Source organism: Snodgrassella sp. B3800 (genome assembly GCF_026535865.1).
Taxonomy (GTDB): Bacteria; Pseudomonadota; Gammaproteobacteria; order Burkholderiales; family Neisseriaceae; genus Snodgrassella; species Snodgrassella alvi_E.
This window is the reverse complement of record NZ_JAFNPH010000001.1, coordinates 349,069-372,206: the sequence shown is the minus strand read 5'-3', so window position 1 is coordinate 372,206 and position 23,138 is coordinate 349,069. Positions and strand designations below refer to the sequence as shown.

The following is a 23,138-nucleotide window of genomic DNA, read 5'->3' as shown; positions in this document are numbered from 1 at the left end:
TGGGGATTAAATATATTCCAGAGGGTCTGCGAGTGTAGTTAATGCCTGACCGCTGCACAAATGTTTGTTTTATTTTAAATAAAATGTGTGCGTAATCATGGAGACGTTATGAATACACGTATTGAACATGACAGCATGGGTGAGATCGCTGTATCTGAAAATGTTTATTGGGGAGCGCAAACTCAGCGTAGCCTGCAAAATTTTGATATCGGTGGTGAAACTTTGCCGCCAGCCATGATTCAGGCCATGGCTTTGGTAAAAAAGGCAGCTGCATTGACCAATCAGCAGCTCGGACGCATCAGTGACGAATGTGCCGGACTGATTGTACAGGCGGCAGAACGTGTTCTGGCTGGCGAACTGGCAGATCAGTTTCCTCTGGTTGTGTGGCAGACTGGTTCTGGTACGCAGAGCAATATGAACATGAATGAGGTTCTGGCTAATGTGGCAAACGAAATTGCCGGACAGCCTCGTGGTAGCTACAAACCAGTGCATCCAAATGATCATGTGAATCATGCTCAATCTACCAATGATTCATTCCCGACAGCCATTCATGTAGCGACGGCTATCCAAATTAATCAGCATTTGTTGCCAACAGTAAAAGCATTGAGAAACACACTGGCGGCGAAAGCTGAAGCCTTCAAGGATATAGTTAAAATTGGCCGTACACATTTGCAAGATGCTACACCGCTGACACTAGGACAGGAATTCAGTGGCTATGTTAGCCAGTTGGATCATGGTTTAGAACGTTTGCAACAAGCATTGCACTGGTTGTATGAGTTACCATTGGGCGGTACTGCTGTGGGCACTGGCCTGAACAGCCATCCGGAATATGCGGTAAAAGCGGCAGCAAAACTAGCAGAACTGACTGGTTTACCATTTGTAACTGCACCAAATAAATTTGAAGCACTTGCTGGCCGTGATGCTGTGGTGTTTGCTTCTGGTAGCCTGAAGACACTGGCAGTAAGTCTGAACAAGATTGCTAACGATATCCGCTGGCTGGCCAGTGGCCCGCGCTGTGGCATTGGTGAAATTACTATTCCAGCCAATGAGCCTGGCTCAAGTATTATGCCGGGTAAAGTGAATCCTACTCAGTGTGAGGCTATGACGATGGTCGCAGCACAAGTAATGGGTAACGACACGACGATTACTGTAGCCGGTGCGTCCGGTAACTTTGAGCTGAATGTGTTTATGCCTGTGCTGGTGTTTAATATTCTGCAATCAGTTCGCTTATTGGCAGATGCATGTAATAGTTTTAATCTGCGTTGTGCGGAAGGTATTGAACCGGTACGTGAGAAAATTGATGCCAATTTGCATCATTCTCTAATGCTGGTTACAGCTCTGAACCGCCATATCGGCTATGAAAAAGCTGCTAAAATCGCCAAAACTGCCTATGCGCAAAATACCAGCCTGAAACAGGCTGCTATTGAGCTGGGTTTCCTCACTGCCGAAGAGTTTGATGAGTGGGTGATTCCTGAAGATATGATTGCTCCGCATTAATTCAGAGTAATTAAATAGCCACATTGTCGCGGACGACAATGTGGCTATTTTTGTTTTGTAAGTGCTTGTAGATTATTTATTGCTAATAATGTAATGGAAAGCTTAATGTTGTTCGTTGTCGGCGTCTTTTAATAGACGAGCTTCGACACGTACATAGTGCTGTTTATCTAACAGTTGCAGCCGCACTCCGGTGGTATCGTTGATGATACGCCATGAATTAACGAAACCGAGGGTACCGGTACCGGTGCGTTCATCTTCGATGTTGGCACACATTTTATCGATACCGAAGGGTTGGCTTAGATGCAGAGTGTGGCGAAAATCTCGGTAGTTACCTTGGATATGATTACAGCCAAAAAAAGCATAATATTGGTGTGTATTTGGGTCGAAACGGATTCGAGCGCTGGTATCAGGAGTAGGCTCACCATTTAAAGTACGAATTTGCCAGTTACCGGACAGATAACGGGTATTGGGTTTATCTGCAATGGCACAGGCACTAACCATTAACAGGGCAGTCACGGTAGCCAGAATCAGTTTCAGCTTTTTCATTTGTTTAATTTCGTTAATTTATACAGCTAAATAATTTTAATTTAGCCTATAATTTTAGCATTTTTATTTAATTTTGTCAGGTTAAGCGCATTATTGTTGGGATTCGTGCTGTTGTTTGTATAAACGCAGCCATTCCTGTGCCTCTGCTTTTTGCTTTTCATTTCCATACTGGAAATCACGCATGGCGCGGCGGTAGCTGGCCTGTTGCTGAGCTTTGGCAATCTGCTGTTGCTGAAATGAATCGTGATTATCCGGCACACGTCGTTGCTGCTGCTGAGTATGAGCTTTAGCCATGGCTTTGGCAATCAGAGCCGCTGGATTGATGTTGCTTGCTGAATTTAATTTAGTTGTTGTGGCTGAGGTTTTCTTCTGCCGTGCCTGTAGTTGCTGTTGTTTTTGTTTTTGTAGACGATGCAAGCGTTCGTTACGGTGTTGGAAACGGGTATGAGCCTGTTTAGCTGCGGCAAAGCGCTCATTTTGAATGTCTTCAGTTAAAAGACGAGAGCGGGGTAACCATTGGTCTGCTACTGGCTGCATATGGATACAGTCTACCGGACAGGGGGGCAGACATAATTCACATCCACTGCATTCGTTGGTAATAACGGTATGCATTTGCTTGGTTGCACCAAAAATGGCATCTACTGGGCAGGCTTTGATACAGGCGGTACACCCAATACATTCGTCTTCATCAATGATGGCTATAGCCTTAGGCTGCTGAGCTTTATTGGTGTCAGCAGGAGGGATAACCGGTACATTGAGTAATTGCGCCAGATCACAGATAACGGCCATTCCTCCCGGTGTACACAGATTAATGGCTGCCTCGCCTCGGCTTAATGCCTGTGCATAAGGGGCACAGCCCTGATAGCCACATTGCCTGCACTGGGTTTGTGGTAATAGCCGGTCGATGTGTTCTGAAGCAATAAACATAATAAAACTGATTAAACGAATACTAATTAAAAATCAATTTTAACATACTGGATGTTGTGCCAATTTGCAGCAGGGTGCTGACTGACCGTTAAAAAAATTATGCTTGTTTCGAGAAATAAGTCCAAGTATCAATGATGGGTATCAGTGTTTCTAGCTGGTGTCCAGCCGCCACCCAATGCCTGATATAGTGAAACCTGTGCGTTCAGGTAATCCGCTTTACTCTGAATTAGCTGACTTTCTACACTGAGTAAATTGCGCTGACTGTCCAGTACGTCTAAGTAAGGTGAATATCCGGCACGATAGCGGTTGCTAGCGTGATGTAGAGCACTTGCCAGTGCTTTCTGCTCCATTTCCAATGCTTGTTCCTGTTCTTGCAGACGGTAGCTAGCGGAGAGCTGGTCTTCCACTTCTTTTAGCGCTGTGAGCACGGTTTTTCGATAATTCCATGCAGCTTCGTTGCGTCTGGCTACATTCAAATCAAAGTTGGCCTTGATACTACCGCCTTCAAAGATGGGTGCCAGTATACTGCCGCCTATACTCCAGACGTTTACCGGTTCTTTAATCGGAGCAGTGGAAAAAATACGGCCAAAAGCAGCACTGATTTTCACTGACGGTAGAAACTCTGCTCGCGCTGAAGCTAGATTGGCATCGCTGGCAGCCAGTAATAATGAAGATTGAACTATATCTGGACGATTCTGCATCAGTTCAGACGGCAGCATGTCAGGAATGGCCGGTGCTTGCAGTTGGGATAATGGTAAACCACGCTCAATGGTGCGGCTGCTGGAGCCAACCAGCATACTCAATGCATGTTCTTGCTGGCTGATACTCGATTGGACTGCCGGAATCTGCTGCAATGTGGCGGCATACTCTGCTTGTGCCTGATTTAGCTCAAGTTTGGATGTATAACCAACATTGGCTTTGGACTGGGCAATTTTCAGTTCGCGCTGTCGTGCATCTAATGTTTTTTGTAGCAGATTGAGTTTTTCATCCAGAGCTCGTAGGGTAATATAGGATTTCACTGTGGTGCTGATTACACTCAGGCGTGTGGCAGCTTCGGCCGTTTCAGTGGCTTGTCGGTTTAAACGTCCAGCCTGATAGGCATGGCGGTTTTTGCCGAATACATCCAGTTCATAGGCGGCCTGAAAACTGGGCTGTTCTACTCGTGTTAAAGTGGCCACTCCAAACGCATTCAGACTTTTCTGGCGGGTGGTGCCACCGCTGGCCTCCAGTGAAGGTAGCAACGAGGCACGCGAGGCGTGTTCCTGAGCTAGTGCTTCCTGAACACGGGTCTGAGCCAGAGCTAAATCAATATTGTTTGTTAGAGCTTCATTGATGAGCTGATCCAGCACAGGGTCATTCAGCTGTTTCCACCATTGAGCATCTGCGTTCTGATTAGTTGGTGTGGATTGTTCGTGCCAGTGAGCGGGGGCTTGTACTCGTGCTGTGGCCGGTACAGCCGGTATACGAGGAATACAACCGTTGAGGCCGATAGCAATAGCCGTAAGTATGGATAACTTAATCAGTGGGGCGTTCATGCTTTCACCCTAGTGGTATCAATACTGACTACTACCGACATGCCGGGACGCAGGCGTTCAAATAGTTCGTTATGGTTATCGATACGGATGCGTACGGCAATGCGTTGCGGTACTTTGACAAAGTTGCCAGTGGTGGTATCAGGTTTGATGGCGGAAAATTCACTGCCTGCAGCTGGTGAGATTTTTTCCACAGTGCCTCTGATTTTGGCGCCGTTTAATGCGTCTACGGTAAACCATGCTGGCTGGCCAACTCGAATATTGGCTGTCTGAGCTTCTTTGAAATTGGCCACTACCCATTTGCGTGCCGGTACCAGAAACATTAATTGTGTGCCTGCATTTACTAGTTGGCCATTTTTAACGCTGATTTCACTTAGACGGCCATTTTCCGGCGCTCTCACTACCGTATTGGACAAGTCAATCTGTGCCAGACCTAGCTGGGCATGTGCATTATCCACATTGGCTTTCAGGCCGCCCTTATTGACATGGGTGCTTTTCAGGTCTTCCTGAGCAACGCGGTACTGGGCTTTGGCTTCTGCAACGCCGGTTTGTGCCTGTTTTAATGCGGCACGTGTCTGGTCACGCTCACGCAAAGACAGAGAGCCGTCTGCCACCAGTACATTTACCCTTGCCATATCGGCCTGTGCTTTTTCCAGCTGAGCCTGTGCATTGGCTATATCTGCTTCTCTGGCAACCAGATTGGCTTCTTTGATACGGCGGTTTTGTTCGTAATTAGCTAGGGAGCTATCTTGCAGACCAATTCCGGCTTCCGCAGCCGCTACTTTCTGTTTATAGATGCGATCATCTATCTGAATAAGTGGCTGACCAGCTTTTACTTCATCAAAATCCTGTACATATACTTTGGTAACATAGCCGGTGACCTGAGGACTAATGATAGTGGTCTGGCCTCGTACATAAGCATTATCGGTAGAAACCATGGAATTGCGAAATGGTGGCAATTTCCATGCGCGTAAAATCATTAGAACACCCAGCATCAGCACCAGTACCAGCATAGCGGTGACAAACCATTTGCGTTTAGGTGGCTGCCACTGATTGGCTGATGGCTGAGTGGGTGACGTGTTATTCTGGCCGGCGGCCGGAGCACCGTTGTTTTGATTTGAACTGGTCTGTTTGTCACCGGTCTGTGCTGATGAAGAGGCGCTGCCTAAATTTTGGGTGGCAGATGCCGAGTTTTCAGGCTTGTTTGTTTCGGTATCTGGTTTTTGTCCAGATGTGTTTTGTGGTGTGTTTGTCATTATTATCCTAAATATTATTTCAGCTTATTGTTTGGGCGGTTCCTGCATCGCGCGCTGGCGTGCTGCTGCAAAGCCTCTGAGTTCTTTTCCGATAGGGTTGGTGCCATGCAGCTGATGCCACCAGCGTTGTGCGCCAACTACTAGAAAACAGATTAATGAACCAATGCCTACGGTAACGAATAAATCATTGTAAGCGGCTACTTGTGCCAGCATGGTATCTTGCTGAATCAATTTACTCACGCCATATGCGTGATTCCATGTGCTGTCGAAGCTGAATCGCTGGCTGGCTTGCGCATTTTGCTGGATGAGCTGATTAACCTGAGGGTCAGTTAAATAGGAACCATCGGCGCTATTGATTAAATGCACACGGGTACGGATGGTGATAAAGGCGTTCAGCAGAGCTGAACCAATTAGACCACCGACAGTTTGTGAAAATCCAAATACAGCGGAGAAGCTCATGATGTAAACAGGATCTTTGGCCAGCGCGCGAATCATACCCTCCATCATCACAGGACCGAAAAAGAATAATGATGCAAAAGCAATCATGAATTCTGGTAGGTAAAAATTCACTGGTCGCGACCACTGATTTTGTCCAACTTCCATAAAGCTGGCAATGGCGATGATGGCGAATGAAATCACCAGTGGTAATTTAATATCGGTAGGTTTGAATGTTAGTACGCTAGTCATTAGTCCCAATGCTGCGCCACAAGATGTTACGGCATAGAAATGAATCATCTGATCGTTACTTAGACCTAATGCTGTCATTAGACCAGCTGCCCCCATGTTTTGCTCGGACAGGGCTACGCGGATAAGTGAGCCGAAAACCAATACCTGTAACATGCCGTTGGTATGCATCATCCATTTGATATCAAACATTGGCCGCTTGCGGTTGTATTCAATAATTACGGAAAGCATACAGCATACAACGCCGGCAACAAACAGCCAGCCAATCCAGTCTTTGTCCCACCAGACAATGCGTCCCTGCACTGCACCAGCGGAAATAAAGGCGATGCCTGCAGCCATTAGAGGAAAACTAATTAGGTCGATTTTTTCGAATGATTTTTCCAGATAGCCAGAAGGAATAGGAAGTAGCCATACGGCTCCGCATACCAGCAACGCCATGCCAAGCTGAAAGCTGAACACTAGCTGAAATTGTTCGTGCTGCAACAGCAAAGGAGAAAGAAATCTGGCCAGCGGCTGGCTTAGCTGGGTCAAGCCGAGGCCGAGTAGTATGCCTTTACCGCGATGTATAGCGGGCATGGCTTGCATCATGTAGTACATGGCCATGCTATTTAAACTGCCACCTACGAGTCCGCTCATACCGCGAGCAAATAATTCCATATGATAATCATGGAAAAAAAATTGCAGGCAGTTGGTAATGATTAGTCCCGTAACAATATAGCTAACATAACGTGGCAAGCCGAAATTCTGTCGAATTTTAAATAGTAAGACGCTAATAATGGCACTAAACATGTAATAAGAGACTTGTATCCAGCCTCCTTGTTCGGGTGTCAGCCCCAAATAGCCTTGAATCTGAGGAATATTGGCCAGCATCATGCCATTAGTAAATCCGGCAGTTAAGCCTACGATCACGCCGATGATGGCATAGCAGACGCGGCGTTTCCACGGATGGTCCGGAAAGGAAGGGGAACCGGCCATCATTGGGCGTTCATGCGGTTTTAACTGATAGGTAGTATGAGACATGAGTTGATTATTGCAAGTTACATTATGCTGAGTCGGCCACAATTAAAAACGCCATCCAGTAATCCTGAGCAGCTCAGGTGGATGGGCGATGTTGGTTCAGCTTTTGCATATTCTAAAACAAATTATTGGTTTCTGCTAACAATAATTTAACAGATGTAATAGTTACTTGAGATGAAGATTTTTGATTAACAATTTATTTTAATTAAATTTTTTGTTATTTGCTGTATTGAATTATTAATTTGTGATGAGGGTGCTCTAATATGAATTGATTAATAAATACTAAAATTTATTAATCAATTTTATTTATTGGTTGCATCTAATGTAGTTGGATAGTGTTGCCTAACAGTATTTTTTGGACATAGACGAGAGTTTAAAAACACAACCATTATTTTAAAGTAAATATAAATGCCTGAATTAATTTTTTCAGTCATCAATTATGTAAATTGGGATGAGTTATGCCTGTTTTTATGGGTGAAGGTGCTAATAAAGCGTTGGGAATGACTTGAAAAGCAAGATACTCAATGGATTTGAAGGAGTGGGAGGCTTCTTCGACTCTAAATCTTCAGAAAATAAAATTCAGTATTTTATTTGTACCGGATGTTTTGTTTAGGCTGGCTCAACTGATTAGCGTTGTAATCCATAGGTTATATATGGCGGGTGCGTTATTATTAGATTAGGTGTGTAGAAGGGAAAACTTAGATTGTGGACTGATTATTCGAGAGATATAATGATTAAATTGCAAATAAAAAAGCGTAATCGTTTGATTACGCTTTTTTTTAACTGGTGCCGGCACCAAGAGTCGAACTCGGGACCTTCTGATTACAAGTCAGCTGCTCTACCAACTGAGCTATGCCGGCTAAAGAGAGGCGCATTATGCGCAATAATGAACAAATACGCAAGAGTTAATGGGAATTATTTTTTAAATTTACAAATAAGGCTATGATTTAAAAATTAATTAAATTATTCAAGCTTTAGCTGATTGGCGACAAATTATAACTATTTTTTATTTGGTACTAGACTATAATGAAGAGTTTTTGATTATTTTATGGGGAGTGTCTGGGTGGGACACCAATTTAAACTAGCGCTGGCCGGCGCACAAATTTTGTTTGTGGCCTTTGGTGCCATGGTTCTGGTGCCGTTGTTAACAGGGCTAAACCCAGCTCTGGCGCTGATGGGTGCGGGTGTTGGCACGTTATTATTTCAGATTTGTACTAAACGTAAGGTGCCGATTTATCTGGGTTCTTCATTTGCATTTATTGCCCCGATTATATATGCCATGCAGGAATGGGGTTTGGGTTCGACTATGTTTGGCCTGTTCGCTGCTGGCTTTATGTATTTTGTCTTTGCTGCGCTGATTAAGTGGCGCGGGCTGGCTTCAGTGCACCGTTTGCTGCCGCCGGTGGTTATTGGTCCGGTGATTATGGTAATTGGGCTTTCTGTGGCGATGGTAGCCTGTAATATGGCTATGGGTAAGTCCGGTGATAAACAAGTTGTGGATTATGCGCATTCGCTGTTTTTGTCGGGTTTTACTTTTGCGGTAACAGTAATTGTGACGGTATTCGGCAGTAAGATGATGCGTTTGATTCCGATTCTGATAGGTGTGGCAGCCGGTTATATAATGGCATTGCTAACCGGAATGGTGGATACCAGTGCTATGGCTGCGGCGCCGTGGTTTGCTGTTCCCCATTTTGCTACTCCGCAAGTTAATTGGCAGGCTGCGCTGTTTATGCTGCCGGTAGCGATTGCGCCGGCTATTGAGCACATTGGCGGAATTATGGCTATTGGTAAGGTGACGGGTAATGATTATGTGAAAGACCCCGGTTTACATCGAACTTTAGCTGGAGATGGTTTAGGTGTGTGTATTGCCGGTTTAATCGGCGGCCCTCCGGTAACAACCTACGGTGAAGTTACCGGTGCGGTGATGATTACCAAGAATAGTAATCCGGTAATTATGACATGGGCAGCTGTGTTTGCGATTTTAATGGCCTTTTTTGGCAAATTTAATGCTTTTCTGAGCTCAATTCCGTTGCCTGTAATGGGTGGTATCATGTTGCTACTATTTGGCACGATTGCTTCTCTGGGGCTAAAAACGCTGATTGATGCTAAAGTGGATTTAATGCAACCGCGTAATCTGGTGATTGTGAGTTCTGTTTTGATTGTGGGTGTAGGTGGCATGGTTGTGAAAATCGGTACCATGGCTTTTGCTGGTGTAGGACTATGTGCTTTACTGGCAATAGTGCTGAATTTACTGCTTCCAGCCGGAACATCCGTTCAAGCAGAATAACTATCAGATTTGAGTTGAAGACCGCAGCTTCTAATAGGCTGCGGTTTTTTTGTGCAGACTAATAAGAAGTTTAGATAAAGAGAGCAACAGTGTGCTTGATATAGTTACTTATGAAAATTGTATTCTGACGGGGGAACGGATAGGATTTTCTGAATCAGGACATTATTCAGGTTTTTAAGTACAATAAATTAAAAATCGGACCAGCTATTTATTTAGCAAATTCAGTTATTTATTTGAATTCTATTAAATTTGATGTGTCTAAACTAACTAACTGGTCCTAATTGAGCTGATATGAATAAATGACAGGCTACTGGTAATTGCAGAATGTAAGTATATTCAGTATCAAACAGAAAATAGCGGCATTGCCGCTATTTTTGTCTAACCGGACAACCGGCTAAGATTAAGCTGCCTGAATGTTGGCCGCTTGTTTACCTTTTGGACCTGTGGTCACGTCAAAAGATACGCGTTGACCTTCTTTCAAGGTTTTGAACCCGTTCATATTGATTGCAGAGAAATGAGCAAACAAATCTTCACCACCTTCATCAGGTGTAATAAAACCAAAACCTTTAGCGTCGTTAAACCACTTAACAATACCAGTTGCCATGAAACTTCCTATACATAAAAAACAAAATAAAGAACAAGTTTGCGACACAGCAGAACCTACAAATCAGTGAACAGGTGTACAACTATTTGTTTGGCAGTCTATGTCTGACTTGTTAAGTAGTCTTTTTACATAGGTTAAGAACTAACGTCAAGCAAGCTTACCGAAAAATGATAAAATTATTAAAACCGTTACTAAAAACCCACAGATACATGTAGATTTATGCACAATGTCAAATACTAGAACACAAACTGTTAGCCAGAATCAGGAAAGCATGTTAAAGCCACCGAAGCGCTATAAAGTGGTATTGTTGAATGATGATTACACACCGATGGATTTTGTGGTAACTGTACTCATGGAAGTGTTTCATTTGCCACATACTCAGGCGATTGCCATTATGCTGATGGTGCATGAGTCTGGACGCGGTGTGTGTGGGGTGTTTCAGAAGGATATTGCCGAAACCAAATGCAATCAGGTGCTTGAACGTGCCGAAGCTGCTGGCTTTCCTTTGCGGTGTCTGACTGAAGAAGAATGAGATGTTGTATTAAAACCTAGATGCCACGGTACACTCGGCGGGTGTTACTTGATTTTTAACGTGAGTGCTTCATGTATATGCTGATAATGCTGTGTGTTGCATTCTGAATTGAAAATGTTACTTTGTCAGGAGGTCGGGTATGATTTCGGCGCAACTAGAAAAAATTCTGCAGTATGTTTATGCCGAGGCTCGGAACCATGCGTTTGAGTTTATTGGTGTGGAGCATTTACTGCTCGGCCTGTTGCAGCAAAGTGAAGATGTGAGTGGGGTGCTACGGGCTGTAGGGGTGGATAATGAATTGCTAGCCAAACAGCTTCAGCAAAGTATTCATGAGAATACACCGGTGTTGCCGGAAAGTGTGGCAGAGCAGTCTGAGTTGGAGCCTACGCTTGGATTTCAGCGTGTATTGCAGCAGGCAATTGTGCATGTACGTGCTGCGCATACTGAAGGTGAGGTGACACCTGTGGATGTTCTGGTGGCCATTATGTCAGAAAAAGACAGCCACGCGGTTTATTTTCTTGAATCGCAGTCCGTGAACCGTCTGGATGTGCTGCGCTATCTGACACTTGGCAATCATAATCCGGTTCAGAATAAAAATACTGAACAAAATAATGAGGCAGATGCGGGCAAGGCAGAAGTAAAAGCTTTAGAAAATTATACTGTTAATCTGAATAGGGAGGCTCTTGCCGGCCGAATTGACCCGCTTATTGGCCGTAATGAGGAGATGCAGCGCCTGATTCAGACTTTGTGCCGGCGGCGTAAGAATAATCCTTTACTGGTAGGTGAAGCCGGTGTGGGTAAAACGGCACTGGCAGAAGGGCTGGCTTATATGCTGGTACAAGATAAGGTGCCAGAATCTATCAAAGGATCAGTGGTTTTTTCGCTGGATATGGGCGCTTTGCTTGCCGGTACCAAGTATCGCGGTGATTTTGAAGCACGCATGAAAGCCGTTATTAAAGAATTGGGCGAACTAGATAAGGCGGTATTGTTTGTTGATGAAATTCATACCATTATAGGTGCCGGCAGTGTGTCTGGCGGCACGATGGATGCGTCTAATTTGCTTAAGCCGGCATTGGCTAAAGGTAGTATGCGCTGTATTGGCGCCACAACTTATCAGGAATACCGTACTATTTTTGATAAGGATCATGCTTTAAGCCGACGATTTCAGAAAATAGATATTGTAGAACCATCGGTAACTGAAACGGTGCAGATATTACAAGGGTTGCGACCTGCATTTGAAAATTTCCATCAGGTACGCTATACGCGAGGTGCGCTTCAGGCAGCTGCTGAGTTGTCTGCTCGCTATATTAATGAGCGCTTTCTGCCAGATAAAGCTATTGATATTATAGACGAGGCCGCGGCAGCACAAAAAACCCAGCCGAAATCCAGACAACGTAAAGTTATCGGCCGTGCTGAAATTGAGGCGATTGTGGCAAAAGTTGCACGTATTCCAGAAAACACCGTTTCACATGATGATAAGCAGGTATTGCGCTTTCTGGCTGATAATTTAAAAGCAAAAGTATTTGGACAAGATCAAGCTATTGATGTACTGGTGGCGTCGATAAAAATGGCGCGCTCTGGTCTCAAACAGCCTGATAAGCCGATTGGCAGCTTTTTGTTTGCCGGCCCGACCGGCGTTGGCAAAACTGAAGTTGCCAAACAGCTAGCGCAGCTGCTGGACTTGCCTTTGCTGCGGTTTGATATGTCGGAATATATAGAACCACATGCTGTTTCGCGTCTAATTGGTTCTCCGCCGGGTTATGTGGGCTTTGAGCAGGGCGGATTACTTACTGATGCAGTCAATAAGCAACCATATTGTGTGCTGCTGCTGGATGAAATTGAAAAGGCACATCCGGATGTGTTCAATGTGTTGTTGCAGGTGATGGATTATGCCAATCTTACGGATAATAATGGACGCAGTGCGGATTTCCGGAATGTTATTCTGATTATGACCACCAATGCCGGTGCTGCTGAATTGGCTAAGCCTAATTTGGGCTTTACAGGAAAGCGCGGACAGGTTGATAGTCTGACCATTATTGAGAAAGTGTTTTCGCCTGAATTCCGCAACCGTCTGGATGCAATTGTGCCATTCACAGCTCTGGATCAAGCAATAATTGCGAAAGTCGTGGATAAGTTTTTGTTAGCACTGGAGCAGCAATTGCTGGCTAAACAGGTGGTGGCTGAATTCACACCAACTTTACGCAGCTATTTGGCCAAACACGGTTTTGATGCTGCACTGGGTGCTCGTCCCATGCACCGGTTGATTCAGGAGCGTATTCGTAAGCTGCTGGCTGATGAGTTGCTCTTCGGCCGTCTGAGTGAAGGAGGTGATGTATTGATTGATTATTTGCCGCAGTCTGATGAAGTGAAGCTGGTTTTTTCTGCCGCCAATCAATCCGGTTCTAAGAAAAAGGAATCGGTAACAATTGAATGATTTGACTAAGAAAGCTAAAATTAAAATAAAAAAAAGTGTGGCGAAACGCCACACTTAAACACACACATCAAGAGGAAACCAATCAAAGTAAATTCATTATAATGTTTTCATTTGAGTGTGTTTTGATACAAATCAAATGAAAATGTTTAAGAAAATTAAATCAAAAGTAATGTTATATCCCTGCTGAATAAATTGAGCAGGGATATTTATTTTTTATTACAGATAGTTAGTATAATGAGTTTATTTACTGTAAATCCGCAGGCAAAGGATCATCCCGCAGCTGTTTGACGGATTGTAAATGCTGGTTGAAGTCGAGAACCTGCGGATTGTTACTGTTTGCCGTGCTGAAAAACTGATTGGCAAATGGTAGTTGTGGTGAGCGGATGCCCAGCCATTGTGCAATTCCGTCTAATAGTTCCAGCCCACTACGCTGAGCCTGATTGTGTGTCTGCCTAGGCTGATCACTGTTGATAATGACTAACGGGACATGATAATTCTGATAAAAATGGTCGTTGTGGCGCAGGATGCTTGAAGAACGTACTAAACTGTTTTTCTCAAAGGTGTTTTTGTCATGACTCAGGCCATGGTCACTAAAATACAACATGCTGAAAGGCTCACCATTTTGCTGCAATGCTGTATATATCTGGCTTAATAGGGTGTCTGTCTGACGAATGGTATCGATATAGCAATTACTGTTGTTATTTTCCACATAGTGCTGTGGCGGGTTGGGCAGCCGGTCGCATGGGTTGGGATGAGAACCCATAATGTGCAATACAATCAGGCGGGACTGACCAGCAACCAGAGGCTGAGCCAGTACTTTCTGCAATGGCTCAATGAGCTGATTATCATAACTGCGTTGGCCGAAATCGTAGCCGGTAGTTTTTAGAAATGTGACGTGATTGGCCTGATGAGCAATCGTTGAAATGGATGTATCGTATTGTCCAAGTGCCCCCTGATTTGACAACCATGCTGTATCCATTCCGGCTTTTTTCGCCAGAGTAATCACATTATTCTGAATTGAGAATGATTTACCATGGCTGAGAGTAAGACCGTGTAAGAGCGAGATGGGCGTATTGGGACCGGCAGACAGCATGTTATCCATGATGATGCTGGCGTGCCTGTCCAGAAACGGGGTGTCCGGATATTTGAATCCGTATAGATGTAAATAATCTGCGCGGGCACTTTCACCAATAATCAATACATAGTTGCGGTATTGCTGTTGACTACTGCTAATTTGCCAATTATCTGGTTTAGCTAAGTCGGCTTTCATCTTTGCTAGTTCGGCGAAGTAGGCACGCGGTTGCAGATAAGCATCGGCCAGAAATTCTATTGGCTGTGCACGTAGGGCAAATCCACCGGTAGTATAGCCTTTGCGCGCTGTCTGTACTGTCATTACCATTAGTACGATCACAAGCGGAATAGCCCAGTAGCCGCGCCAGCGTGGGACAGCCGTATGGCGGCTGAAACGCATAATGAGTAGCGGTATAGCGGCCAGAACAATTGTCATTACATAGGTATGCCATGATATGGCTGCTATGTATTCACTTGCTTCACTGGCTGTGGTACTAAGTAATGAAGTGACGATGCCAAAACTCGGTTTTCCGTACAGAGTAGCAGTAGGATGATAGAACAGAACAATGATTGCGCTCAGCCACATCATGATGCACCATAGTCGTGAGCAGAAACGTTGCAATAATATGCTGACCAGCCATGTTTCAATTATGCGGTTAGGATTTGGCGGGTAGGCCAGTGCATAAATCATTACGATGCTGTAAATAAGTAAGAGTAATACATTCAGTGCATAATGTTTACGGGGCGTTAGTTTCATAGATCACTCAGACAGCTGGGGTGAAGTTATCAGCAAAAAATGCGTCTTCAGGCAATCCAGCCTGATTTGTAAATAAATTTTTGGCCTGATGTATCATTTGCGGATGGCCGCATGCATACACTTCATATTTATTCATATCTGGATGAGCAGCCAGTGCCGCTTGTTGAACATAGCCACGTGCACCTTTCCATGATGCTGATGGATGCGACAATACTGCTGACCACTGTGCCTGTGCTAACTCTGAACAAAGCTTATCCAGCACGGCAGCATCATACAAATTTTCTTCTGCTGCCATACCCCAGTATATTGATACCGGTAGTTGAAATTGCTGTTGTTTCAGTGTTTCCAGCATGGCTTCAATCGGTGCAATACCGGTACCGGAGGCCAACATAATAAGTGGTTTTTGCTGGCTGTTTAACTGAAAATTGCCCAGTGGCCCGTGAAAATGCAGAATGTCTTTCGGGCGCAAGCGGCCATCAAAGAGTTGTTCGGAAAAGACGCCACCATGGTGACGTCGTACATGGATAATTAACAGCCGGCTGTTTGTGTCAAAACCCGCTATCGAATAACTACGGCGCTGATTATCGGATAGCACAATATCGATATATTGGCCGGCAGTGAAATGAAATGGTTTTCGCTGTGCCAGCTTCAGCGATAGGATGGCAGTATGGCCACAATAGCGAATATCTTCAATTCGTGCAGTCAGCGTTTGTACTGGTTGTGCTGAATGGCCATTATAGTTGGGCAAATATAGAGTTAGGTCTGTTTTGGCACTTTGGCAGCACAGTAATATATCCTGCTGATTTGTGTCATTACTGTTCAGGGCAGACTGTGGGTTGATTTCAGTAGTTTGACCCTTGACTAGCTGAGCTTTGCACGCTCCGCAGCAGCCGCTTTTACACGCATGCGGCAGCATGATCCCCTGATCGATTGCTGCCTGTAGCAGTGATGTTCCCTCTGGTGCCTGAAAAGTTTCACCGGCTGGTAAAACCGTTATTTGATAACTCATTTTAGTTTTAGCTTATTTTAACGAGTTGGCTATTTTAGAACGCTGTGAAATAAAAGCCAAATGTGCAGATGCGTTTTAAGAAATGGAAACTAAAGTAGATATGGCTAGATATGGCTTTGGCCAGAATGTTGACACATACAGTTCAGCCCGCTATTCAGGATAACGGGCTGTTTTTTTCTTCTGAATGCAAATTAAATTTTAGTTGGAAAAGTATTTTGCATATATTTTGTCATATTCGCCACTAGCGCGGATTTTTTTCAGTGCATCATTCAGTTTCTCCACTGTGGCTGTATCGCCTTTGCGAACCACAAAGCCGTAATGGTCAACACCGAATTCGGGTACCTTATTAATGGTGAATTTATCAGCACCGTTGGCTTTAACATAATTACTGATTACGGCACCATCGGATACCATGGCTTCTACACCACCATTTTCGAGCTCTTTGATGGCCAGGGGGACGCTGTCAAAACGGGCAATTTTCGTGCTTTGTGCACCCAATACTTTTTGTACTGCCAAATCGCCAGTTTGGCCTGTGGCTACGGCTACGCGATGCATGTTATTTAATTCAGCCAGCGAATGGAATGTTTTGGCTTTTGGCGTGAGTACCATCATAGAAATATCAAAATACGGGTCACTAAATAGCATACTTTGTTTACGCTCATCAGTGATGGTCACACCGGAAGCCACAATGTCTAGATCGCCGTTGTTGAGGCTAGCAAATAGTCCATCCCATGGCTGATCTTTAAACTGTACTTTGAAATTGCCAGCTTTGGCCATGGCGTTGAGCAAATCAATATCAAAACCGGTGAGCGAACCGTCGGCTGTGCGGGATTCAAAAGGTGCAAATTCTGCATTGGTGCCAACTATAAAGGTTTTATCTGCATTGGGCTGAGCAGGCGCAGAAGCAGAATTGCTGTTGCTGCCACCACAGGCAGATAGTATCAGTGCAGAACACGCGGCTGCAGCGGTCAGCCAGTATTTGATTTTCATATACACTCCCTGAATTTTATTGAAATTATTGGCTGAAGGCTGCTTACAATACAATGGTTTGCATTTCAAAATATGCATCCTTACCGCCATGTCTGGCTTGATAGTAACATATTTCACTGTTGAAACAAGCTTTATCCGTACACTGTGTTACTGCTTAGCGGTGCTATAATCCCGCTTTCATGGAGACATGACTTTACATAATTTTGTGCTGTTTTAATTTGATTAAGTCTAACAGGATAAATAATGCATATATTTCATACCATTACTGAACTGCGTTCATGGCGCAAGCAAGTGAAAAGGGTGGCTCTGGTGCCGACAATGGGAAACTTGCATGCCGGTCACCTAGCTTTGGTGCGTACTGCCAAAGCACACGCTGATGCGGTAGTGGTGAGCATATTTGTTAATCGCATTCAGTTTGGAGTGGGCGAAGATTTTGATCTGTATCCGCGGACATTGGCTGAGGATGTGGAAAAGCTGACTGAGGCCGGTGCTGATGTGGTGTTTGCGCCGTCAGAAACAGAATTGTATCCAAATGGAACGCAGCAATATTTTGTTGAACCGCCGGCTATTCAGAATGAGCTCTGCGGCCGTAGTCGTCCTGGCCATTTTCGAGGTGTGGCCACAATTGTGACAAAGCTCTTTAATATTGTGCAGCCGGATGTGGCGTGTTTTGGTAAAAAGGATTATCAACAACTGGCAGTAATAAAGGGAATGGTGCAGGATCTGAATATGGATATTGACATTATTCCGGTTGAAATTGAGCGTGCTGATAGTGGTTTGGCTTTGTCTAGCCGTAATGGCTATCTGACAATTGAACAACGTGAACAGGCAGCGCAGCTATCGGCACAGCTAAGGACTATGGCTGAAGCAATGCGAAGAGGAAATCGGCAATTTGCTGCTTTAGAAAATAGTGCAGCAACCTATTTGCAACAGCATGGCTGGCAAGTGGATTATATTGAAGTCAGACACGCACAAACGCTGACAAAAGCTCAGATTTCTGATAAAAATCTGGTAATTGTTGCGGCTGCTATACTGGGGACGACGCGTCTAATTGATAATTTAGAAGTGCAGTTGGAGCACGAATAAAATAAAAGAGTCTGTAAACCGGATTTTAACCAAAAGGCAGCGTGAATACGTATGTGGTGGATTGTATTATTACTGTTAATTATGGCTATAGGCGCATTACTCTGGTGGCGCAATATTGAAGAGCGTAAATGGCAGCTGGAAATGACCTATTTAACCCGCTATGAAGAGCATTTAAAGCACAGTAAAGTGTCGTCTTCAGCTCCGGCTCCTGTATCTTTGCTGAAAAGTATAGTGAGAAAATTAGCAGTGCGGCGCAGTCAACAGCAACAGAAAGTACAATCGTCAGCAGAATCACAACATTCTTTACAGAAAGTACCAGCAGCACCGGTGGAAATTGCGTCAGCAACATCAGAGCAGAATGTACAAGCTGAGCCTGATGCAATGGATTCTGTAGCGAGCAAGTCTCAGCTGCCCATAAAACATCCTCTAGCCCGACAGATTACTGTAACTGAGGCAAGCCCGAAACCTTTAAAAGCCGAAACGCCTCATCCTGCTACGCTAGATAAAGAATATCTACAGTCGAAGGCAAAAACTGCTGAAGAGATGCCGGAAGCAAACAACACACAGTTGCCGATAGCAGATTCTTTCTCAACACAGAAAATGCAATCTTCCGTTGAAAATAAAACTGAGTCTGAACCAAAAGTGGTTGATGTCTACAACACTGATAAGGAACTGATAGCAGATACGGAAGGAGAGTCTACTACAGAAAAAATTTTGGTAAGCAGTGAAGAAGTGGCTGAGCCAGCGGTGGTATTTAATCAGAAGAAAAAACTGGAAGTTATTACATTAGCAGAAGCCACGCGTAAGGTAGCTACGCATCCTCTAACGGATGCGGTAGCTGAATCTGCTCCGGCGCTAGAAGTGATACAGATTAACTGGCAGCATAAGCCAGTAATTAGCCAAAAACAGCAGAATAGGCATGCCAGAGAAATTACTCCTGATGATCCGGCGTTAAACAGAGTTCGCTTGCATACTAAGGCTGAACAAGCCGCCCTGCTTAAAGCTCGAGCGCTGAAAAATTTCGATTTAAATGATTTACAGCAGGCTACTCAGCGCAAATTGGGAAACTCAGTTGGCGCTCCTTCGCATCTGGCTCATGCAGCAAACTCCCTTTCTGCTCACGCTCATCACGAACCTAGACAGCATAGTGATCACAATGGGGTTCATGTCATAAATGAAGAAGATATCCGTTTAAATTTGTTGCGCCAGAGATTGGCTCGTCAGCGCCATCAGGAAACGTCCACTCATGCTAATTCTGGCTATAGTGTACCGGTTATTGCGGAAGATGAAATTTACGCTAATCTGGCTAAAACCGATTCACCTTTAAATAAGCAGAAATTTCAGCGGCCTGTAGTACGCGAAAGTGTGATTCCGGCGGCTGCTCGAATTGGTAAGCGCCATGCTGTGCGGATGACTACTCCTGTAGCGGATATGTCGGCCGTAAGCCCCTATACAGGAGTGGCTGGCAGTGAACATACGCCACTATCTACACGTTTTACACCTTTTCAGCAGATGCCGGCAGCCATGGCTGCTGCGCCAGTAGTTACGGTACCATCAGCGGATGATTCTTTTTCTGTAGATGATGATTACACTCCTTCAGTGTTTGATGAGGACGAACATCGTGACAGCATTATGCATGATGCTGATCCCTCTGTAGGTAATCAATTTCAGTATGCGCCGGATATACCACCACCGGTGTCAGGTATAAGTAGTGATACCGGCTATACAAATACGACGTCTTTTAGTGATTTGAATCCGACCCATAATGCAGTTATTTCTTACACCGATGAGGAAAGCAGCAAAGAAGCGGATGTGGTTGAAAACCCTGTGCTGGCCACTGAAGACCCGTATTTCAACGATTCTGAAGAGCAGAAAGAAGTACCGTCTTTTTATTCTGAGCAGGCCGCAGCGGAAGAAGAAAATACTGATGTCGAAGTTTCTGATTATTGGTTGCCAGATGCTGTTGGCGTTAATGAGTCTGAAACAACTCCAGATTCAGTGCCGGAACAGGTGCAAAAAAGTCTATCTGAAACAGAGCCAGAAGTTAGAAGCGTGAGTGTGGTTACCCGTTTGAATCAACAACCGCTGCCAACAGAGCAAATAAATACTTCGGCAACTCAGGCTCAGACGGCAATCGGGATGGCATTACGAAAAGCGCTTAATCAGAATGCTTCTCATCAACCAATACCCTCACCGTCTTTGAAACCTTTGCTTCCGGGTATGGATTTATTATTGCCGCCATATTATGACCCTGCTGCGCGACAGAGTGAAGAAACCTTACTTGAAAACGGGATTACCATTGAAGAAAAACTGGCTGAATTCAAAGTTAAGGTACGTGTAATAGATGCTTTTGCTGGTCCGGTTATCACCCGATATGAAATTGAACCGGCTCAGGGTGTGCGTGGCAGTCAGGTTGTAAACTTAGAAAAGGATTTGGCGCGCAGTCTGGGCTTTGCATCTATACGCGTAGTTGAGACTATTCCGGGTAAAACCTGTATGGGGTTGGAACTTCCTAATCCGAAACGGCAGATTATTCGGTTGAGTGAAATATTCTCGGCTCCGGTATTTCAGCAATCACGTTCTAAACTGACGCTGGCGTTGGGTCAGGGTATTACTGGACAGCCGGTGGTGACTGATTTGGCCAAAGCACCACATTTATTGGTAGCGGGTACCACTGGATCGGGTAAATCAGTGGGTGTTAATGCAATGATTCTGTCGATGCTGTTTAAAGCTACTCCGGAAGATGTGCGTCTCATTATGATAGACCCTAAAATGCTGGAATTAAGCATTTATGAGGGTATACCGCATTTATTGGCACCGGTAGTGACGGATATGAAGTTGGCGGCGAATGCGTTAACGTGGTGTGTAAATGAAATGGAGAAACGTTACCGGTTGATGAGCCATGCTGGTGTGCGTAATTTGGCTGGTTTCAATCAGAAAATTGCTGAGCTAGCAGCGCAAAATAAAAAGCTGTTTAATCCGTTTTCGCTGAATCGGGACGACCCAGAACCACTAGAAAAGCTGCCTTATATTGTGGTTGTGGTAGATGAATTTGCTGATCTGATGATGACGGCAGGCAAAAAAATCGAGGAACTGATTGCCCGTTTGGCGCAAAAAGCTCGGGCGGCCGGTATCCATTTGATACTAGCGACACAGAGGCCGAGTGTAGATGTGATTACTGGCCTGATTAAAGCCAATATTCCTACACGAATTGCCTTTCAGGTATCTAGCAAGGTGGATAGCCGAACCATTCTTGACCAGATGGGTGCGGAAAATCTGCTTGGACAGGGTGATATGCTGTTTTTACCTCCCGGCACAGCTTATCCAGAACGGGTGCATGGGGCGTTTGTGGCTGATGAAGAGGTGCATCGTGTGGTGCATTATCTGAAACAGTTTGGTGAGCCGAAATACATCGATGATATTTTAACGGCCGGTGTAAGTGATGATGATATGTTTAGCAATGCGTCACCGCGCAATAGTGAAGAAGAGTTGGATCCTCTTTATGATGAAGCAGTGGCACTGGTGGTAAAAACTCGAAAAGCGAGTATTTCTTCGGTACAACGTCAGCTGCGTATTGGATACAACCGTGCAGCTCGTTTGGTGGAACAGATGGAGTCAGAGGGAATTGTTTCAGCTGCAGAAGGAAATGGTAATCGTACTGTACTTGCTCCGCAAAATAACCATCTAGATGATTAGTTATTCTAAATATCGATTATTCAAACCGTGTACTTTATGTATACGGTTTTTTATTTATGAGTTGATTAGTCAATTCATTCTATGAGTTATTATATTATTATTATGATATCTATATATTTATTAATTAGTTAATCTGATTGATATTATTCTAGAGTTATGGTTAAAACAGCGTATTTATATGTATAGATTTAATTAATATGTTGTGATTCTGTTGTTTTAATGAACAGTTATTTTGAAAAAAATCAATAAACAGGCAAATTTTATTAAATCATTTTTGGCTGTTTTACTTGGTATCGCTTTGCCAGCGATGTTTAATAAAATAAATAGTAGATGAAAGTGCAAAATATTGCTGATAAGTAATTAAATATTGTATCAATTAAAAAGGTAAAAGATAAAACATTCAATATTTAAGTAAGGTTTTATAAGAAAAATAAATTTTGTAATTAATTGTTTTGATTATTAAACGGTTTGAAGTGAAAAAAAATAAGTTTTAAGATGAATTTGGCTATTTATGAAATAAAAATTTATATCTTTAAGTGTTTAAATATATACAGGTTATTATTAGGAGATAGATTTATGATTGAGTCTTATAAACGTTTCTGGCACAACATTTTTAATTTTTCTGGAACTTCTAACCGTGCTGATTATTGGTGGCCGATTGTTATCAACTATGTACTGGGTATGTTGCTGATGTATGTACTTGAAAAAATGCTTGGCCATCCGATTAATGATATTTATACATGGGGTGACTGGACAGTTAATTTTGTAGTTTTGGTAATTGGATTTGTAGTATGGATTGCTACTTTATCATTACAGTTTAGGCGCTTACATGATACTGATCGCTCGGGTTGGTGGATTTTGATTACTCTGATACCGATTATTGGTCAAATCTGGTTTATTATTCTTATGTTATTGCCAGGTAAACCGAATCGATTTGAACAGAGAATGTTTTAAGCAGATTTACGATATACGTTTATTTGGCAGATAAATGGCAATAAATTCTTTATGAGACACTTTATTGTTTACTTCGAAATTGTTTGATTATCTTGATTCGGCAGCTTAGGTTTTATGAAATAGATAGCTGCCGAAGCCTGTATTCTTTTGCGATATATTTACTGGTATCAAATTTATTAATAATCTTTTTTGAAGAGTTAGAAACTGAATTGATAGTCATTAATCCATTTTTTTTTATTTTGTAGATATTTATAGAATT

The 23,138-nt window shown here is 43.8% G+C and carries 16 protein-coding genes and 1 tRNA gene; 7 read left to right on the top strand and 10 right to left on the bottom strand.

Annotation, left to right across the window (positions count from 1 at the left end):
* Positions 1-108 precede the first annotated feature (108 nt).
* Positions 109-1,497 (top strand): class II fumarate hydratase, encoded by a 1,389-nt coding sequence (gene fumC, locus J3U64_RS01700; protein ID WP_100140021.1) that lies wholly within the window; start codon positions 109-111, stop codon positions 1,495-1,497.
* A 102-nt stretch (positions 1,498-1,599) separates the two neighbouring features.
* Here the strand turns inward: fumC and J3U64_RS01695 are convergent, their stop codons facing one another.
* From J3U64_RS01695 to J3U64_RS01670, 6 genes are all read right to left on the bottom strand, one after another.
* A complete protein-coding gene (locus J3U64_RS01695) occupies positions 1,600-2,043 on the bottom strand; it encodes an META domain-containing protein (RefSeq protein WP_267390149.1) in 444 nt (147 codons plus the stop codon).
* Positions 2,044-2,133: 90 nt separating this feature from the next.
* Positions 2,134-2,970 (bottom strand): RnfABCDGE type electron transport complex subunit B, encoded by an 837-nt coding sequence (locus tag J3U64_RS01690; RefSeq protein WP_267408066.1) that lies wholly within the window; start codon positions 2,968-2,970, stop codon positions 2,134-2,136.
* Between the two features lie 128 nt (positions 2,971-3,098).
* The gene (locus J3U64_RS01685) at positions 3,099-4,505 is read right to left on the bottom strand and encodes an efflux transporter outer membrane subunit (protein WP_267408065.1); all 1,407 of its coding nucleotides are present in this window, start codon (positions 4,503-4,505) and stop codon (positions 3,099-3,101) included.
* Positions 4,502-5,758 carry an HlyD family secretion protein gene (locus J3U64_RS01680; RefSeq protein WP_267408064.1) on the bottom strand — a complete coding sequence of 419 codons (1,257 nt, stop codon included), beginning with the start codon at positions 5,756-5,758 and terminating at the stop codon, positions 4,502-4,504. Before J3U64_RS01680 ends, J3U64_RS01685 begins: the two co-directional genes overlap by 4 nt.
* Positions 5,759-5,782: 24 nt before the next feature.
* Positions 5,783-7,462 (bottom strand): MFS transporter, encoded by a 1,680-nt coding sequence (locus J3U64_RS01675; protein ID WP_100140026.1) that lies wholly within the window; start codon positions 7,460-7,462, stop codon positions 5,783-5,785.
* Positions 7,463-8,243: 781 nt separating this feature from the next.
* Positions 8,244-8,319 (bottom strand) — tRNA-Thr (locus J3U64_RS01670).
* A 188-nt stretch (positions 8,320-8,507) separates the two neighbouring features.
* Between J3U64_RS01670 and J3U64_RS01665 the strand changes: the two genes are divergently transcribed.
* Positions 8,508-9,746 (top strand): uracil-xanthine permease family protein, encoded by a 1,239-nt coding sequence (locus J3U64_RS01665; protein ID WP_100152432.1) that lies wholly within the window; start codon positions 8,508-8,510, stop codon positions 9,744-9,746.
* A gap of 400 nt (positions 9,747-10,146) precedes the next feature.
* Here the strand turns inward: J3U64_RS01665 and J3U64_RS01660 are convergent, their stop codons facing one another.
* Positions 10,147-10,350, bottom strand: coding sequence for a cold-shock protein (locus tag J3U64_RS01660; protein ID WP_025330479.1), 204 nt, complete (start codon positions 10,348-10,350; stop codon positions 10,147-10,149).
* 226 nt (positions 10,351-10,576) lie between these two features.
* On the opposite strand from J3U64_RS01660, the gene clpS reads away from it, so the two are divergent.
* Together clpS and clpA are read left to right on the top strand one after the other, a co-directional pair.
* Entirely contained in the window at positions 10,577-10,882 is a 306-nt protein-coding gene (gene clpS / locus J3U64_RS01655) for an ATP-dependent Clp protease adapter ClpS (protein ID WP_100140028.1), read from the top strand.
* Between the two features lie 139 nt (positions 10,883-11,021).
* On the top strand, positions 11,022-13,316 hold the full coding sequence (clpA, locus tag J3U64_RS01650; RefSeq protein ID WP_267408063.1) for an ATP-dependent Clp protease ATP-binding subunit ClpA: 2,295 nt from the start codon (positions 11,022-11,024) through the stop codon (positions 13,314-13,316).
* A gap of 244 nt (positions 13,317-13,560) precedes the next feature.
* On the opposite strand, the gene J3U64_RS01645 is transcribed toward clpA, so the two are convergent.
* The 3 genes from J3U64_RS01645 to J3U64_RS01635 form a co-directional block, all read right to left on the bottom strand.
* Positions 13,561-15,144 carry a phosphoethanolamine transferase gene (locus J3U64_RS01645; protein WP_267408062.1) on the bottom strand — a complete coding sequence of 528 codons (1,584 nt, stop codon included), beginning with the start codon at positions 15,142-15,144 and terminating at the stop codon, positions 13,561-13,563.
* A 7-nt stretch (positions 15,145-15,151) separates the two neighbouring features.
* Positions 15,152-16,153 (bottom strand): 2Fe-2S iron-sulfur cluster-binding protein, encoded by a 1,002-nt coding sequence (locus tag J3U64_RS01640; RefSeq protein WP_267408061.1) that lies wholly within the window; start codon positions 16,151-16,153, stop codon positions 15,152-15,154.
* A 198-nt stretch (positions 16,154-16,351) separates the two neighbouring features.
* Entirely contained in the window at positions 16,352-17,143 is a 792-nt protein-coding gene (locus J3U64_RS01635) for a basic amino acid ABC transporter substrate-binding protein (protein WP_267408060.1), read from the bottom strand.
* Positions 17,144-17,386: 243 nt separating this feature from the next.
* Here J3U64_RS01635 and panC point away from each other — a divergent pair, with 243 nt between their 5' ends.
* From panC to J3U64_RS01620, 3 genes are all read left to right on the top strand, one after another.
* The gene (panC, locus tag J3U64_RS01630; RefSeq protein ID WP_267408059.1) at positions 17,387-18,229 is read left to right on the top strand and encodes a pantoate--beta-alanine ligase; all 843 of its coding nucleotides are present in this window, start codon (positions 17,387-17,389) and stop codon (positions 18,227-18,229) included.
* Positions 18,230-18,280: 51 nt separating this feature from the next.
* Complete coding sequence (locus J3U64_RS01625) at positions 18,281-21,925, top strand: DNA translocase FtsK (protein ID WP_267408058.1); 3,645 nt, start codon at positions 18,281-18,283, stop codon at positions 21,923-21,925.
* A 576-nt stretch (positions 21,926-22,501) separates the two neighbouring features.
* Entirely contained in the window at positions 22,502-22,879 is a 378-nt protein-coding gene (locus J3U64_RS01620; RefSeq protein WP_100140033.1) for a DUF805 domain-containing protein, read from the top strand.
* Positions 22,880-23,138: the final 259 nt, after the last annotated feature.